The following is a 16,763-nucleotide window of genomic DNA, read 5'->3' as shown; positions in this document are numbered from 1 at the left end:
AATTGACCTCATTTCTTTTTGTAGCGTTCTTTTCTGTCTTTATAGACTTTTATCTGGAAGAAGATCCAGAGTATAAAAATGATGCATGTCATAATGTATGTTGTGGTATTTTTGGGAAATACATAGGTTGCCAATAAGGCATATATAGCGACAAGCACAGTGATGATAAGTTGTTTATAGGTCATAATTCTCTCCTTGCTATTAGGTATAATCCTAAATGGATTATACCATAAAATGGATATAAACAAAATAAATAGCTTTTTTAATAATGGTATAGTAGAATGATAGAAGATATCGTAGAAAGATGAGGAATCTATATGAAAAATAAACTGCTACAGATTTTATTTGTTTCAGATGGACCTGTTGGTATTAAAGACTATGGTTTATTTGATGCAATGAGTGATGAACAAATTGAAACGCTTTATGATCTTATTCATAACATGTTGACAGATTTCATAGAAGAAATGATCAGAGATGTAGATGATCCTGAGATGATAAGGTTTATTATTCCAACTATTCTTTTTGATTTTGAGCGTCTTTATGATGTAATTGATCTTAATCCAAGAGTTTTTGCTGAGGAATTACATAAGCTTAATTTTTATCCTGATTCTTTTGAGGCTTATATTTATGATGAAGAGGATGAAGTGGGCATTGAATTTGCAAGTGAAATCAGTCCTCAGGAACTATTGGTTTCCGCAGTGGTTTTTGCACGTGCAGTCCTTGATGAACAGGCTATCAGAGTATTTCTTGCTGATATGTTATCAAGTTATCTATATCCTGATTTCGATGATGGAGATGAGTATTTAAGTGGAGAAATGGAAAGCTGATTTACATCTTCATACAACTGCAAGTGATGGCAGTGATTCAAGTGATAGTCTTTTAAGGAAAGTGAAAGAAAAAGGCATCACATATTGTGCCATTACTGACCATGATACATTAGCAGGTGTACATGCTGTAAATGAGATACCTTCAGGAGTGACGCTTATTGCGGGGATTGAGTTTTCTACAATTACCAAGTATCGTGAAGCACATATTTTAGGATATGGCTTTGATGCAACGCATCCAGTGATGAAGAAGGTGATTGATAAAGGTCGTCTTAAAAGAAAAAGAAAACTTGAGAATAGGCTCGTTTATCTTAGTCATCTTGGGTATGAGTTTAGCCAGGAAGATAAAGAAAAACTACGTCAATTAAATGCCTGTGCTAAGCCACATCTAGCACGTATGCTCATGCAATATGAGTATGTATCAAGCATGGAAGAAGGAATTAAGATTGTTGCAGGATGTCATGATGACGATGATCGCTTAGATTATCATGAAGTTATTAAAGCTATTCATGACGCTAATGGGTGGGCAGTATGGGCTCATCCACTGGGTGGGGAACACAAGCGTCATTTAGCACCTTGGGAATGTGAAAGACAGCTTTGCTTGCTTTTAGATGCAGGAATTGATGGTCTGGAATGTTTCTATTCTCGTTATAATCAAGAAGAAGAGGATTATCTTTGCTCATTGGCCAGTCGCTTTCAGTTAACAATAAGTGGCGGCAGTGATTATCATGGCATTAATAAAAGTGTTGAATTAGGACGACTCAACACGGAAGGACGTCAGATTGATGCAAGTCAATTGACGATTCTTCATAAGATTGTGAAGTAATAGGGGGAGAATTATGGCAAAAGTATTACCATTTCAGGCATTAAGACCAGCTGCAGATTATGCAAAAGATGTTGCGGCGTTGCCTTATGATGTTTATTCTAGAGAAGAAGCGAAAGAGGCGGTTAAAGGTAAACCGCTGTCTTTCTTGAATATTGATAGACCTGAGACACAGTTTGAAGATGGACATGACATGTATGGGGATGATGTCTATAAGAAAGCTGATGAAATGATTCAGTCTTTTAAAGAAAAAGGAATCTTTATTAAGGATGAACAGAAACATTATTATATTTATGAGCTGACAATGAATGGACGTGCTCAAAACGGAATTGTGGCACTTTCTTCTATTGATGATTATATTAATGGAGTATGTAAGAAACATGAAAATACTGTCGCTGAAAAGGAAGTGGATCGTATTAATCATGTTGATGTGACATCTGCGCAGACAGGACCTATTTTCCTTGCTTATCGTCAAAAGCAGGAGATCAGTGATCTTGTTGAAAAAGTAAAGAAGGAAGCACCTCTTTATGATTTTGTGGCTGAAGATGATGTTAAGCATACTGTCTGGATCGTTGATGATTGTTATAATGAAACATTAATCAAGGCTTTTGAGAATGTAGAAGCTACTTATATTGCTGATGGACATCATCGTACTGCTTCTGCGGTTAAAGTGGGATTAAAGAGAAGAGAAGAACATCCTGATTATACGGGAGAAGAGGAATTCAATTATTTCTTATCAGTTCTTTTCCCTGATAATGAATTATATATTATGGATTATAACCGTTTCGTGAAAGATTTAAATGGATTAAGTGAAAAAGAATTCTTTGGTGAATTGCTTAATGTGTTTAATGTTTCTTCATCAGAATTTGGTGCACCTGAAAGAAAAGGAATTGTTAAGATGTATTATGCTCATCAGTGGTACACTTTAACAATGAAGGAAGAATGTCTAGAAGATCGTAATGATCCTGTTACTTCTCTTGATGTTGCTTATCTTCAAGATTTAGTATTGACACCAATTCTTGGCATTGAAGATCCACGTGTCGATAAGCGTATTTCTTTTATTGGTGGAATCAGAGGATTAAAGGAACTTGAAAGATTAGTTGATGAAAAAGAAGGATCAGTGGCTTTTGCGATGTATCCAACTTCTATTGATGAATTATTGGCTGTTGCGGATGCTAAGATGCTTATGCCACCTAAGTCTACTTGGTTCGAACCAAAGCTTAGAAGTGGATTGTTTATTCATGAAATTGAAAGATAAGAAGACCGATTGGTCTTCTTTTTTATGTTTATTTCCTTTAATAATCAAAAAAATTATCATTTATTTTGTCTATCGGTAATTTTTAAGTCATTTTTTTGTTGAAATAAGACAAAAAATAGATATAATCATGGATAGTGTTTTTTAAAGGGGAGTTTGTATGGAAAAGAAAGTTGACACGCAGGAGAGAGGTCATTTCTCTGGTAAAATTGGTTTTGTCCTTGCTGCGGCAGGATCGGCTGTTGGACTAGGAAATATTTGGCGCTTTCCTTATTTAGCTGCAAAATATGGTGGTGGAATGTTCTTGTTAGTTTACATTCTACTTGTATTAACTTTCGGCTATGTCATGATCATGAGTGAAACGACATTAGGCCGAATGACAAGAAAGAGTCCAGTAGGTGCTTTTGCTCATTTTGGAAAAGGACTTCGTTATCGTTTTGGAGGATGGATCAATGCGATCATCCCAGTGCTTATTGTACCTTATTATTCAGTTATTGGTGGATGGGTACTTAAATATCTTGTTGAATATCTACGAGGGAATGTACAGCCTTTGGCTGGCTCTCATTATTTTGAAGGCTTTTTAACAAATGGTATTCAAGTAGAAGGATTCTTTATTATTTTCTCATTGATGACTATCTTTATCGTATTGGCAGGAGTCAAGAATGGTATTGAAAAAGTATCTACAATCATGATGCCAATTCTTGTCGCATTAGCTGTTATTGTTGCTATTTACTCAATTACAAGACCTGGTGCTATGGAAGGTGTAAAATATTTACTTGTTCCTAATTTTAAGCATTTTTCAATCATGACTGTTGTTGCTGCTATGGGACAGATGTTCTACTCATTATCAGTAGCTATGGGGATTCTTTATACTTTTGGTTCTTATGCGAAAAAGGATATGGATCTTGAAACATCTACAACTCAGCTTGAAATTTTTGATACTGCTATTGCTATTTTAGCAGGATTGATGATTATTCCTGCAGTTTTCGCTTTCTCAGGAGGAAGTGCTGCAGATTTAGGAAAAGGTCCATCACTTATGTTTATTACAATTCCTAAGGTTTTTGCTTCTATGGATTTTGGACTATTTGGTGGAATCATGTTTTTTGCATTGGTTTTATTGGCTGCATTGACAAGTTCTATCTCATTATTAGAATCAGCTGTTTCTACATTTGAAGATGAATTCCATTGGAACAGAAAGAACGCTACAATCTTTACTTCAATTTTAATGCTTCTTCTTGGAACATTATCATCATTGGGATTCAATTATTTAAGCTTTGTTTCTATTCTTGGAATGGGCATTCTTGATTTCTTTGATTTTATTACAAATTCAGTCATGATGCCAATTGCTGCTATTACGACAGTACTGCTTATTTTATTAAAGGTTAAGCCAGAAACAATTGTTAAGGAAGTGGAATCTTCTGGTCAATTTAAAAGAAAGAAGATTTACTTATTCTTTATTAAATATGTTGCTATCTTGTTCTTATTAATTATCTTAGTAAGTTCATTATTGGATATTATGGGAATTATTAAACTCTAAAGTCATCTGACTTTAGAGTTTTTCTTTATTATCAAAAAGAAAAGCATTAGAATAGAGATAGGAGGGTGAGCATATGAAAAAACTATTTAGTATGATTATTGTTTTAGGAATGCTCTTTACTGTAGTAGGATGTGGCAGTAAGGAGAAAGGCACAACTGCAGACAATGTTGTAGATTTTACTTCATGCAAGGTGTCTTTAGTTAAAGATAGTTTTAATTACGATGGCAAAGAAAAAAAGCCAGACGTCACTGTAGAAGATCAGAATGGATCACTGCTTGATCCATCTCATTATTCAGTAAGCTATAAAAATAATGTAAAGGTCGGAGAAGCACAGGTCATTGTAACAGGAAAAGGTAATTACAAAGGGACAATTACAAAGACTTTTGAAATTATTAAAGAGAAGAAGACAGTTAGCTACGAGTTTGATAAGAAGGCCCTATCTACAGCTCTTAACGATGTTCTTGATTATGAAGAAGGAGATTCTGGTTCTTCATTGAAACGTGCCATTGCGGGTGCTACTCTACTTAAGTATGCCAATAAATGTGAAGCAAGCACCAATAAGAGTGAACTTCAGACTGCCTTTAAAGAGTGGTATGCGACTTTAAGTAAAAGCAATAAGGAAACATTCAAAAGTAATTTTGATAGTGTAGAAGATCTTGTGGATGATATTTTTAAGGATATCAATAAAGTAAAAGGCCAGCTTGAAGATGCGGGTGTCTATGATGATGTGAAGACTGCCTTAAAAAATAAGAATGCAAAAACGCATTGGCAGGCATTGGAAGATGTAATCGATAAATTTGTATAATACTATTTATTAATATGTAGATGTATGATACAATAATAGAGTAGTTGTATCTTTCAACTGCAGCACAATCATTATAAATACGCTCCTTTAAATTCCCTTTACTTAGAGCTATTTATAAAGTTGTAGAGAAGCATGTCTACGGGCATGCTTTTTTATACTTAAGGAGGAAAATATGAAAAGACATGTAGTAGTAATGAATGGAAAAAAGATGAATTATGATGGTGCCTTGGATTATCAGCTGCTTGGTGATCATGTGATAGTGTATGATGACACTGATGAAAAGAACTTTTTAGAACATGCCAGTCAAGCGGAAATCATTGTGACAAAGGAAATGTCTGTCACTAGTGAAATGATTGCAGGATTAAAGAATGTTAAGCTAATTGTAGAAGCAGGTACGGGATATAATAATATTGATTTAGCTGCTGCCAACAAGAAACATATTACGGTATGCAACGTGCCTTCTTATTCTTCTAAACGTGTTGCACATACTGCCATTATGGGAATGCTGATGTTATCTTCTTCAATGCAGATGCAGCTTCGTCACTTAGAAAGAGGTGATCATTCACATTTTATTAATGGATTATTGATGCGTCATGAGGAACTTAATGATAAGACATTAGGTATTGTGGGTGCTGGTCATATTGGTAGAGAAGTAGGCAAGGTAGCACATGCGATGGGGATGCAGGTTATTTATAATACGCGTACTACAAAAGATGATGGAGAAGAGTATGTTTCATTAAATGAACTGTTAAAAAGAAGCGACTATGTCTCTTTACATGTTCTATTGAATGAATGGACTTATCATATGATCAATAAGGATACATTATCTTTAATGAAAAATAATGCCTTTTTAATTAATACAAGCAGAGGTGCTTTAGTTGATGAAGAAGCCCTTATATCAAGCTTAAAAGCGAAGGAGATTGGTGGAGCTTTCTTGGATGTTACTGAAGTTGAACCTCCTGAAGAGGGAAGTCCACTTTATGAACTAGAAAATGTGATTATCACTCCACATATGGGATGGAAAGGATTGGAGACAAGAAAAAGGTTGCTGTCGATTGTGAAGGATGATATTGATGCATTTGATGCTGACCATCCAATCAATGTGGTGAATGAACCTTTTTCTTTATAAGAAAGTCTTTTATAATAGATGTATGAAATTAATATTAGATGAATATATTGAAGCCCCTTCATTGCCGGGGTTTACACCTTATTCAATTTATATTATTGAAGTGAATAATCAGGAAGTAGGACGTATTGTATGGCGTCTTGGCAATGATGAAGAACATTACTATGATGGGCATATTGGTTATCATATTGAAGAAGAATATCGTGGACATCACTATGCCTATCAGGCTTGTCTTTTATTGAAGGATCAGATTATCAAAGATGGCTATGATCATGTTCTATTGACATGTGATCCAGATAATATCGCTTCTAGAAAAACGATAGAAAAGCTAGGTGCCATCTTTATTGAAAGAAAGGAGATTCCTCGTACATTAAGAAAGATGTTTTCTAAAGATGAGCGTGTAAAAAACATTTATAGATGGGAGATGAAATCATGAAAATAGTACATATTGCAGATCTTCATTTAGGAAAGATGCTGCACCAGTATAATCTAATAGATATCCAAAGGGAGCTGTTAGAGAATATTATTGATTATGTGTCTCATCATGAAATAGATGCTGTCATTATAGCGGGTGATGTCTATGACCGCAGTGTCCCTTCACAAGAGGCAGTAAATCTGCTTAATCATTTTTTATCAGAGTTGATTACTCGTCTGCATAAGAAAGTATTCATGATTTCAGGAAATCATGATTCAGCGGACCGTCTCAATTTTGCAAGTGCGATACTTGAAGAGCAGGGGCTGTATATTGAAACATATTTAAAAGAGAAGATAGCTTTTCATCAGGAAGGCAACATCAGATTTTATATGCTGCCATTTGTAAAGCCGGTTCATATAAAGCAGGTCTTTGAAGATGCACCAACTGATAATTATCATAATGCTTTAGCTTACTATCTTTCAAAACAGGAGATTGATCCTAGCTACAAGAATATTCTGATTACCCATCAGTTTGTTGGCCATAAATCACAGACAAGTGAAAGTGAACTGACACTTTCAATAGGGGGAACAGAAATCATTGATCCTGATATTTTTGATGCCTTTGACTATGTAGCATTAGGGCATCTGCATGCTCCTCAATATGTAAAAAGAGAAACAGTTCGTTATTCAGGAAGTCTTGGCACTTACTCTTTTGATGAAGCAAAGGGGAAGAAATCTTTTGTCGTAGTGGACATTGATGATATGCATATTGAGGAAGTAGAACTTCAAAGCAGGCAGAAGGTAAGAATAATAAGAGGGATGTTTGATGAACTAAGAAGTCATACATCTAATAAAGATGACCTTTTATCTATTGAACTAGAAGATGATCATATGATACCTCATGCGATGGATCTATTAAGAGAAGTCTATCCTCATGTCTTAAAGCTTAGCTATGTCAAGCTTATTGGTGATGCATCTACATCAATGGGAAAAGTACATGCGATAGAGAAAATGAATATGATGGATCTCTATAAGACATTCTATCAGGCTATGTGCAATCAGCAGCTAGATGAAAAAGATCAGAAGATTATTGAGACAATCTGGGAAGAAGGTACAAAGTGAGACCGTTAGTATTAAAGATGCAGGCTTTTTCTACTTATTTAAATGAGACAATCATTGATTTTAAAGGACTCAATGAGAAGGGGCTCTATCTTATATCAGGTGATACAGGAGCAGGCAAGACAACAATATTTGATGCAATCAGCTATGCGCTGTATGGTGAAACATCAGGGTCAGATCGCAGCAATGATGTCTTTCGTTCTTCTTATGCGAACTATGATCAGCCCACACGCATAGCGTTTGATTTTGAATTACAAGGAAAAGTCTATCATATTAAAAGAGAATTAAGCTATACCAAATCAGGAAACAAGCGTCCTGATATTGCGGAATTATATGAAGGAGATCAGCTCCTAGAAACAGGGAAGACACCAGTAGATAAGCGTGTAAAGACTCTATTGGGGGTTGATGCAAGACAATTCAAGCAGATTGTAATGATAGCTCAAGGTGAGTTTACGAAATTGCTTTTAGCAGATTCCAAAGAAAAAGAGAAAATCTTCAGAAATCTGTTTCATACAGATGGCTTAAAACAATTTGAAGATATCTTAAAAAGCCATGCTGATGAGTATAAGAAACGATATGAAGAAAAAAGCGTAGCACTTCGTACAATGCTTGCTGGACTGCCTTTTGAAATAGAACAGTTTACGCCTGAAACATTATCCTTTATTGAAGAACAGCTTGAAGTCTATAGAAAAGAAGCGACAAGTGAACAAGAAGGATTAAAAGAGCGAGAAACAAAAAAACAGGAACTTACAAAAGAGTTTGCCTATAGTGAAGGGTTAAACAGAGATATTGACCTTTATGATAAAAAGAAGCAGGAAGAAGAAGGCTTGCTTTTAAAAAAGAAAGATTATGATAACTTAGGCAAAGAGCTAGAACAGCTTCGCTTAGCTAATCAGGTGAGTCTTAAAGAAAATGAAGTGATTCGCTTAAAGAATGACTATGATTTATTATGTGATCAATTAGAAGAAGCTAAGAAACAAAATGAAGCATTGGCTTTACAAGAAGAAGACTTTAATAAGGAACTAGAAGAACTTTCTCAAGGAGAAAAGCGTATTTCTCAATTGGATTTAGAAATATCCAAAGGGAAAGATGAACTTAAGGTAAAGAAAGCTTATGAAAGAAGCCAGAAGAGACTGTCTCAGTTAAGAAGAGATGAACTGCATAATCTTGAACAGCTTCATGAACATGAAAAAGATTTATCTATCAAAGAGAAGCAGCTAGAAGACAATCGAAAATATGTAGAACAGCTTGGTGATTATCGTCTATTGTTAAAAGACAAGGACCAGCTTGTCAGTGAATATCAGAACCGACGCAATATGATGCATCAGCTTTCTGATGACTATAATCGCTATAACAATGAAGAAGAAGCCTACTATGAACTTAGTCAGGTGTATGGCAAGAGCTTAAAGGACTACGATGAAGCTTATCAGAAATACCTTGAAGAATCACAGCGGTTCCGTGATAACCAGGCAGGCATACTGGCAAGAGACTTAAAAGAAGGTGAGCCTTGTCCGGTATGTGGAAGTATTCATCATCCACAAAAAGCTATTATGGAATCACGTGTGTTAAGCATTCAGGAAATAGAAAGTCTAGAAGAAAAAGCTGAACAGTTAAGAATAGAAAAAGAACAGGCTTTTTCTAACATGAGTGATCAAAAGGAAAAAAAGCGTGTTGCTTTTCATGATGTAGAAACATTAAAGAAGCAGTTGCATATTGAAGAAGAACTTTCAAAAGAGACATTTATTAGACTTCTTGATCAAATGACAAAGAAGGATATACAGTTAAAGAAAGAGTACAAGGATCTTCAAGAAGAAATCTCCTATCGTGAGAATCTAAAGAAGACGATTGAGAAAGATAAGGTATTACTAGAAGAAAAAGAGAAAGCTATTGTACAGGCAAAAAGTGATCTAGAACATTTATCTATTCATATAAAAGAAGAAGAGAGTGCCTGTCATACATCACTTTCTCATTATCCTAATTTGTTAAGCTTTAGTGAAGAGAGTATGAAAGAGAAAGAAGAAGAACGACGTCTTTTAAGTCAAAGAGTTGTACTGATTCAAGAGAAACGTGATCAGCGTCTTAAGGATAAAGCACGTATTCATACATTAAAAGAAACATTGTCTTCACAGCTTGAAATCAAGAAAAGTGATCTAGTAAAACAAAAGAATGCATTTGAACAGATGCTTAATGATCATTTTGAAAGAAGTGAGTATGATTTACTTAAAAAGAAGATCAAGGATCTTGCGGTAATGAGTGAAGATTATAATCGCTATATGCATCGTCTTGAACTTGTTAAGAGTTCATTAGCTGAATTAGAGGATAGAGTCAAGGGGAAAGAAAAAGTCGATCTTTCTTTACTTGATGAACAGCTGAAGACTTTTTCTTATGAGAAAAAAGAAAAAGATGAGAAGGCTTTTGCATGTATCAATGCTTATGAGAACTTGAAGAAACAGTACGTAAAAATCAAGAAGGCAGCAAGTGAAAATGAGAAATTATTTGATGACTATCGTCGTTATGCACACCTCAATAGCATTACGTCTGGTAAAAACAGTGAAAAGATCTCATTTGAACGTTTTGTTTTAGCAAGTTATTTTGAACATGTATTAGAGTATGCCAATAGGGAATTATCAAGATTGACCTGTGATCGTTTTTCTTTCTTGAGAAGAAAGGAAACAAAAGGAAACGCAGGTCAAGGATTGGATCTTAACATCATTGATTATGAATCAGGATCTATTCGTGATGTCAAATCATTATCTGGTGGAGAATCCTTTAAGGCTTCATTGGCATTAGCTTTAGGGCTTTCTACGATGATACAGGAATATGCTGGTGGAATTGAATTGAATGCTCTTTTCATCGATGAAGGATTTGGTACCTTAGATGATGAATCATTGGATCAGGCAATCAATGTTCTTATGGATATGAAGAATGATAAAGTGATAGGAATCATTTCTCATGTTAGTGATCTTAAAGAACGTATTGAAGCAGGCATTGAAGTAAAAAGAGGTAAACATGGAAGTTCGCTTTATGTCCATTATTAAAGAAAAACCTTATGTATTCTTGATTTTACTCTTTTCCTTTCAATATTTTTCTTATATAATATCAAAGAATACGAAAGGGGAATAAACATGGCAAAAAATATTAAAAACGATGCCATTACATCAAGAGATGAAAACTTCGCCCAGTGGTATACAGATGTATGTCGTAAAGCTGAGCTAATGGATTATTCAAGTGTAAAGGGCTTTATCATCTATAGACCATATGGTTATGCGATGTGGGAACAGATTCAGAATTATATGGACAAAAGATTTAAGGAGACAGGACATGAGAATGTCTATATGCCTTTAGTCATCCCTGAATCATTATTACAGAAAGAAAAGGATCACGTAGAAGGGTTCGCACCTGAATGTGCTGTTGTCACTAGAGGTGGTGTGAATGAATTAGAAGAAAATCTTATTATTAGACCAACTTCTGAAACATTATTTAGTGAACATTATGCTAAAATCGTAAAATCATATCGTGATCTTCCAAAGAAATATAATCAGTGGTGTTCTGTTGTACGTTGGGAAAAAACCACAAGACCATTCTTAAGAGGATCTGAATTCTTATGGCAGGAAGGTCATACAGTTCATGCCACTGAAGAAGAAGCAAGAAAAGAAACTTTACAGATGAGAGATATCTATCTTGAAACGGCTAAGGATGTTCTTGCGATTCCAATGTTGACAGGGAGAAAGACAGACAAAGAAAAATTTGCAGGTGCTGAAGAAACTTATACAATTGAAGCATTGATGCATGATGGAAAAGTTCTTCAGTCAGGTACTTCTCACTATTTTGGACAGGGATTTGCGGAAGCATTCGGTATTCAGTTCTTAGATAAGGATAATAAACAGAAATTTGTTCATCAGACTTCATGGGGTGTATCTACACGTCTATTAGGTGCAATCATCATGGTACATGGTGATGACAATGGTTTAGTGTTACCTCCAAGAGTAGCACCTACTCAGGTTGTTATTGTACCAATCATGCAGAAAAAAGAAGGCGTATTGGATAAGGCTTATGAAATGGCTGAACAGCTTAAGAAACAGGGAATCAGAGTTAAAGTTGATGATTCTGATAAATCACCAGGATGGAAATTCTCTGAAGCTGAAATGCGTGGTATTCCAGTACGTATTGAAGTGGGTCCAAGAGATATCGAAAACGGTCAGTGCATTGTTGCTAAACGTAATGATGGCAAGAAAGAAACAGTGGCACTTGATGAACACTTAGGTGATTATGTTATCAATCTGATGAATACAATTCATGATGAAATGTATAAGAAAGCAGAAGAACATCTTCAAGCACATATCACACATTCAGAAGACTTCAATGAATTTGGGGATATTCTTGACAATAAAGGTGGCTATATTGAAACATACTGGTGTGGCGATCTAGATTGTGAAATGAAAGTGAAAGATGAATATCAGGCAACAAGCAGATGCTACCGTCCTGATGAAGCTAAAGAAGATGCTGTTTGTCCTTGCTGTGGCAAGAAAGCTAAACATATCATCTACTATGCAAGAGCTTATTAGAACTTAGATTATTCTAAGTTCTTTTTTCTACATTTTTTAAAAGAATGTGTTACAATTTCATAGAAAGAGGTAAAAGTATGTTATACATGACAAGAGAAGAACGTTATATTTCATTAGATCATATGCCCAACACAAGAGATTTAGGTGGCTATGAAACACAGGATGGTCATTATACAAAGGCTCATCACTTTGTTCGTGCATCAGGTCCTTATGAATGTAGTGATCATGATTTAGATAAACTCTATGATTATGGAGTACGTGTAACCATCGACTTACGAAGTGATTTTGAGAAAAAAGCAATGGCTTCTCGCTTTAGTGAAGATGACCGCTTTGAAAACATTGAAATCAATCTTCTAGATACTGAAGTCGTCAAAGTAGTACCAGAAGAAGTCAAGGAATACAAAGATCTTGGCGGTGTCTATATTTATGCATTAGAAGCACATAAGCAACAGATCAAAGAGGTATTTGATGTCTTCCTTAATCATCTTTATGATTGTGTTCTATTCCACTGCTCAGCAGGAAAAGATAGAACAGGTATCATCTCTGCCTTATTGTTGGATTTAGCAGGATGTCATGACTACGATATCGTCAAAGATTACAGTGAGTCTTATTCCAACAATATGGAAATTATTGAACAGCTTGAAGAAAACATGGATGAAGCGACAAGAGCCTATTTAAATTCATCTCCACGTTACATGATGATCATGATGGATTTCCTTCGTGAACATTATGGCAGTGCCTATAGCTACTTATTGGATATTGGTCTTACTGAAGATGAAATCAATGATATTAAAGATAGCTTTATTATTTAAGAAAAGAACCTCCTATTTGTGAATACAAGGATAGGAGGTTCTTTTTATGCAAGTAGAAACAATGCTTTACTTTGATCGCTATCTTCAATCAAAGAGGTGTCTTGAAGAAATATATGGACGTAACTATTATCCTTCACAGAAGCACAGTGAAGTTAGTCCAGGAAGCTATTACTTGAATAGACTTATGGATAAGGAAGCGTATTTAAAGAAATATGTTTCCTATATTGATTCTTTTAAATCTGAGTATCAGGAAGATTATCGTATTCTTGAAGATGATTATTATCATCGTGTTCATTATTATACCTCGCAAAGTACCTATTATCGAAAGAGAAGATTGGCAGAAGATCATTTTTTAAATTACATGAAAAGGTATTATGATTGAGTTTTCATTTTTTTCTTGTATAATTATTTTGTGAGGTGAAATAATAATGGATTATTTTGATAAAATCAAAGAAGCCTTAAGTGATAAACTTAATGGGAAAGAATTGACATTAGATTCTTCTTTTAGAGACTTAGGAATCGATTCTTTAGACTTAGTAGATTTAGTATTCGCATTAGAAGAAGAAATCGGTACTGAATTTAAAGATGAAGAATTATTAAGCATCAAGACAGTTAAAGATTTATTAAATTTAATTGATGAAAAGACAAAATAACGCCTGTGCATTGCACAAGCGCTTTTTTGTTCTTGAGACAACTTATTTTATGTGTTACTTCCTTCATAATAATCATGAAGGAGGAAAAGTATGGAAAATAAAATGTTTTGTTTCCAATGTCAGGAAACATTGAATTGTAAAGGATGTACACAATTTGGAGTGTGCGGCAAGTCACCTTCATTATCAGCAATGCAGGATCTTTTGATTTATGTCACAAAAGCTTTGTCAGCTGTCTGTATGCAGCTTAGAAAAGAAGGAACAGCTATTGATCAGGAAATCAATCATCTTGTTACTACGAATCTTTTTACAACAATTACTAATGCGAATTTTAATGAAGAAGCCATTATTGAAAGAATAGAGAAGACCCTTGAAGTAAAGAAGCTTCTTTTAAAGAAAGTGAAAGGGGACGTTGTTCAAGCAGCTTTATGGGATGGTGAAAGAAAAGACTTTATCTCATATGCATTACAGGTAGGGGTGCTTTCATGTGAAGATGAAGATATCCGTTCTTTACGTGAACTTATTACCTATGGTTTAAAAGGACTTTCTGCCTATACAAAACATGCGAATGTACTTTTAAAAGAAGATGAAAGTATTGATGCATTTATTCAGGAAGGATTGGCAGCAACCTTGGATGATCAGTTAAATGTTGATGATCTTATTGCACTTACATTAAAGACTGGTGAATATGGCATCAAGGGAATGGCGATGCTTGATAGAGCTAATACTGAGGCCTATGGTCATCCTCAGGTAAGCAATGTTTCCATAGAGGCAGGAACAAGACCAGGAATTCTTATTTCTGGACATGATCTAAAGGATCTTGAATTATTGTTAGAACAAAGCAAAGATAGTGGGGTGGATGTCTATACGCATTCAGAAATGCTGGCAGGTCACTATTACCCATTCTTCAAGAAGTATCCTCATTTCATTGGCAATTACGGCAATGCATGGTGGAAGCAGAAGGAAGAGTTTGAAGCATTCAATGGTCCTATTCTTATGACCACAAACTGTATTGTTCCACCTAAAGATAGCTATAAGAATAGATTATGGACAACGGGAGCAGCAGGCTATCCTGGATGTCGTCATATTGATGAAAAGAAAGATTTCAGTGAAATCATCAATCAGGCAAAATCATGTCCTGCACCTACACCATTAGAAAGTGGCAGCATCGTAGGTGGTTTTGCGCATGAACAGGTCTTCAAGCTTGCGGATCAAGTCGTTGAAGCTATCAAGTCAGGTGCCATCAGAAAATTTGTCGTCATGGCTGGATGCGATGGACGTCATGCCAGTCGATCATACTATACTGAATTTGCGAAAGCCTTGCCTCATGATTGCGTGATACTTACTGCAGGATGTGCAAAATATAAATACAATAAGCTTCCATTAGGAGATATCAACGGTATTCCTCGCGTCTTGGATGCAGGACAGTGCAATGATTCTTACTCGTTGGTACTTATCGCCTTAAAACTTAAGGAAATCTTTAATCTTAAAGATATCAATGATCTCCCAATCGTCTATAATATCGCCTGGTATGAACAAAAGGCTGTCATTGTTTTATTGGCACTTTTATCACTTGGCGTAAAGAATATTCATCTAGGACCAACATTGCCAGCTTTTATTTCACCAAATGTTCTTGATGTACTGGTCAACTCATTCAATATTCAATCCATCAGCAATGTAGATGAAGATATCAAACAGATGATGTAAAAATGTACTCTTTTAAAAGAGTGCATTTTTTCTTTTTTGACCCACCGTGCGAAAACGTTCTAAAAAAGTAGAGTGGTAGAATAAGAAAGCGAGGAGGATTGAAAAATGAAAAACATTAACAAATCAATTGAAAACAGCGATGTGGTAAGCATTCTTAAAACACGAACACTCTTTGTTTTGATGCTTGAACAAACACTTATGAAATTTGAGAAGGAACATTCTGATCTTATGTGTGGGTATGATGAATATGGAACCGTACTGGAGCTTAGAGACAGAAAAAGCAAGACACTTATTGGAAAATGGTCAATCGATGAACTTATATGCAAGGCATTGCCATTTCATGACGAAATCGAGATGGCAGAAATGGGCTGTGATAAGACATTTCAGTTTCTAGAAGAAGTTGTGTATCATTCAGCTAATAAAAGTCATGAGTTTGATAACTACGAAAACGTAAAAAAACGTTTGAAGATTATTGGCATGGACAGTGAGAGTGCTAAGGCAGAAACAAGTGTTCTCAAGAACTGTCCTCACATTCGCTTTGGCAATTTGACATTCTTGGTGGCAGTAGAGCTAAACAGTGGTCAAATTTCGAATTCTGTTTCGGCTATTTCCTATCCCGCACTTGAAATGTGGGATTTATCTGAAGAAGATTTATTCAAGGATGTTGCCAAACAGGAAATTGATGATATTGTCTCTAGTGCTAAATACTCTTTAACGCAATACAATATCCCAGAAGTGATGAAGAATCGCATCTCGCTAATAAAGAGTAAAAGCTCTGATGAGACATGTATCGGGGCCATCCTTCATCCTGACTTTTGTAATAAAGTTGGTTTAATGCTTGGATTAAATAAATTCTGGGTTGTTCCGACACCGGATCTAAAAGAACTCTTTATAACCCATGTGGGCGAGAAAACCCACGGTTTCAACCGTGGGGATGATAGACCATCTTTTTACTTTTGTAGATATTTCATCGACTAACATCTATAAACATGCTACTATATATTCATGAAGAATGAATACAAACATACAAAGACGACCGTATCATTGATCAACTACCATTTTGTGTTTTGTCCTCGATACCGCAGAAAAATATTTAACATTCAAGGTGTTGAGGATAGGTTTAAAG

At 35.2% G+C, this 16,763-nt stretch carries 17 protein-coding genes; 16 read left to right on the top strand and 1 reads right to left on the bottom strand.

The genetic code is table 11. The features are described 5' to 3' along the window. Window positions 1–8: 8 nt before the first annotated feature. Complete coding sequence (locus J6L95_RS09935; protein WP_159048282.1) at window positions 9–185, bottom strand: hypothetical protein; 177 nt, start codon at window positions 183–185, stop codon at window positions 9–11. 132 nt (window positions 186–317) lie between these two features. Here J6L95_RS09935 and J6L95_RS09930 point away from each other — a divergent pair, with 132 nt between their 5' ends. The 16 genes from J6L95_RS09930 to J6L95_RS09855 form a co-directional block, all read left to right on the top strand. Further along, window positions 318–827 carry a hypothetical protein gene (locus J6L95_RS09930; RefSeq protein ID WP_287459016.1) on the top strand — a complete coding sequence of 170 codons (510 nt, stop codon included), beginning with the start codon at window positions 318–320 and terminating at the stop codon, window positions 825–827. Continuing rightward, window positions 808–1,650, top strand: a complete 843-nt coding sequence (locus tag J6L95_RS09925; protein WP_287459014.1) for a PHP domain-containing protein — start codon at window positions 808–810, stop codon at window positions 1,648–1,650. The genes J6L95_RS09930 and J6L95_RS09925 overlap by 20 nt, the downstream gene beginning before the upstream one ends. Before the next feature lie 13 nt (window positions 1,651–1,663). Beyond that, window positions 1,664–2,905, top strand: a complete 1,242-nt coding sequence (locus J6L95_RS09920; protein WP_287459012.1) for a DUF1015 domain-containing protein — start codon at window positions 1,664–1,666, stop codon at window positions 2,903–2,905. 157 nt (window positions 2,906–3,062) lie between these two features. After that, window positions 3,063–4,439: a sodium-dependent transporter gene (locus J6L95_RS09915; protein WP_287459011.1), complete on the top strand. Its 1,377-nt coding sequence runs from the start codon at window positions 3,063–3,065 to the stop codon at window positions 4,437–4,439. 73 nt (window positions 4,440–4,512) lie between these two features. Then, window positions 4,513–5,244 carry a hypothetical protein gene (locus J6L95_RS09910; RefSeq protein ID WP_287459010.1) on the top strand — a complete coding sequence of 244 codons (732 nt, stop codon included), beginning with the start codon at window positions 4,513–4,515 and terminating at the stop codon, window positions 5,242–5,244. 172 nt (window positions 5,245–5,416) lie between these two features. After that, window positions 5,417–6,373 (top strand): 2-hydroxyacid dehydrogenase, encoded by a 957-nt coding sequence (locus tag J6L95_RS09905; protein WP_287459009.1) that lies wholly within the window; start codon window positions 5,417–5,419, stop codon window positions 6,371–6,373. A gap of 22 nt (window positions 6,374–6,395) precedes the next feature. Beyond that, on the top strand, window positions 6,396–6,806 hold the full coding sequence (locus J6L95_RS09900; RefSeq protein WP_287459008.1) for a GNAT family N-acetyltransferase: 411 nt from the start codon (window positions 6,396–6,398) through the stop codon (window positions 6,804–6,806). Next, window positions 6,803–7,906 carry an exonuclease SbcCD subunit D gene (locus J6L95_RS09895; protein WP_287459007.1) on the top strand — a complete coding sequence of 368 codons (1,104 nt, stop codon included), beginning with the start codon at window positions 6,803–6,805 and terminating at the stop codon, window positions 7,904–7,906. Before J6L95_RS09900 ends, J6L95_RS09895 begins: the two co-directional genes overlap by 4 nt. Continuing rightward, window positions 7,903–10,941, top strand: a complete 3,039-nt coding sequence (locus J6L95_RS09890; RefSeq protein ID WP_287459006.1) for an SbcC/MukB-like Walker B domain-containing protein — start codon at window positions 7,903–7,905, stop codon at window positions 10,939–10,941. Before J6L95_RS09895 ends, J6L95_RS09890 begins: the two co-directional genes overlap by 4 nt. 87 nt (window positions 10,942–11,028) lie before the next feature. Further along, window positions 11,029–12,468: a proline--tRNA ligase gene (proS, locus tag J6L95_RS09885; RefSeq protein ID WP_029070528.1), complete on the top strand. Its 1,440-nt coding sequence runs from the start codon at window positions 11,029–11,031 to the stop codon at window positions 12,466–12,468. A 77-nt stretch (window positions 12,469–12,545) separates the two neighbouring features. After that, the gene (locus tag J6L95_RS09880; protein WP_074687189.1) at window positions 12,546–13,280 is read left to right on the top strand and encodes a tyrosine-protein phosphatase; all 735 of its coding nucleotides are present in this window, start codon (window positions 12,546–12,548) and stop codon (window positions 13,278–13,280) included. Window positions 13,281–13,326: 46 nt separating this feature from the next. Beyond that, window positions 13,327–13,662 (top strand): hypothetical protein, encoded by a 336-nt coding sequence (locus J6L95_RS09875; protein WP_029070530.1) that lies wholly within the window; start codon window positions 13,327–13,329, stop codon window positions 13,660–13,662. Window positions 13,663–13,708: 46 nt separating this feature from the next. Continuing rightward, window positions 13,709–13,933: an acyl carrier protein gene (locus tag J6L95_RS09870; protein WP_074687187.1), complete on the top strand. Its 225-nt coding sequence runs from the start codon at window positions 13,709–13,711 to the stop codon at window positions 13,931–13,933. Between the two features lie 90 nt (window positions 13,934–14,023). Beyond that, entirely contained in the window at window positions 14,024–15,637 is a 1,614-nt protein-coding gene (gene hcp, locus J6L95_RS09865; RefSeq protein WP_287459004.1) for a hydroxylamine reductase, read from the top strand. A gap of 105 nt (window positions 15,638–15,742) precedes the next feature. Continuing rightward, a complete protein-coding gene (locus tag J6L95_RS09860) occupies window positions 15,743–16,615 on the top strand; it encodes a hypothetical protein (protein ID WP_287459003.1) in 873 nt (290 codons plus the stop codon). Between the two features lie 27 nt (window positions 16,616–16,642). Then, window positions 16,643–16,763 (top strand): transposase (locus J6L95_RS09855; protein WP_287458459.1); only part of this gene is annotated, 121 nt, incomplete at its 3' end.

The organism is Kandleria sp. (assembly GCF_017934775.1).
GTDB classification, from domain to species: Bacteria; Bacillota_I; Bacilli_A; order Erysipelotrichales; family Coprobacillaceae; genus Kandleria; species Kandleria vitulina.
The sequence above is the reverse complement of the archived record's forward strand: the minus strand, read 5'-3'. Positions and strand labels throughout refer to the sequence as shown.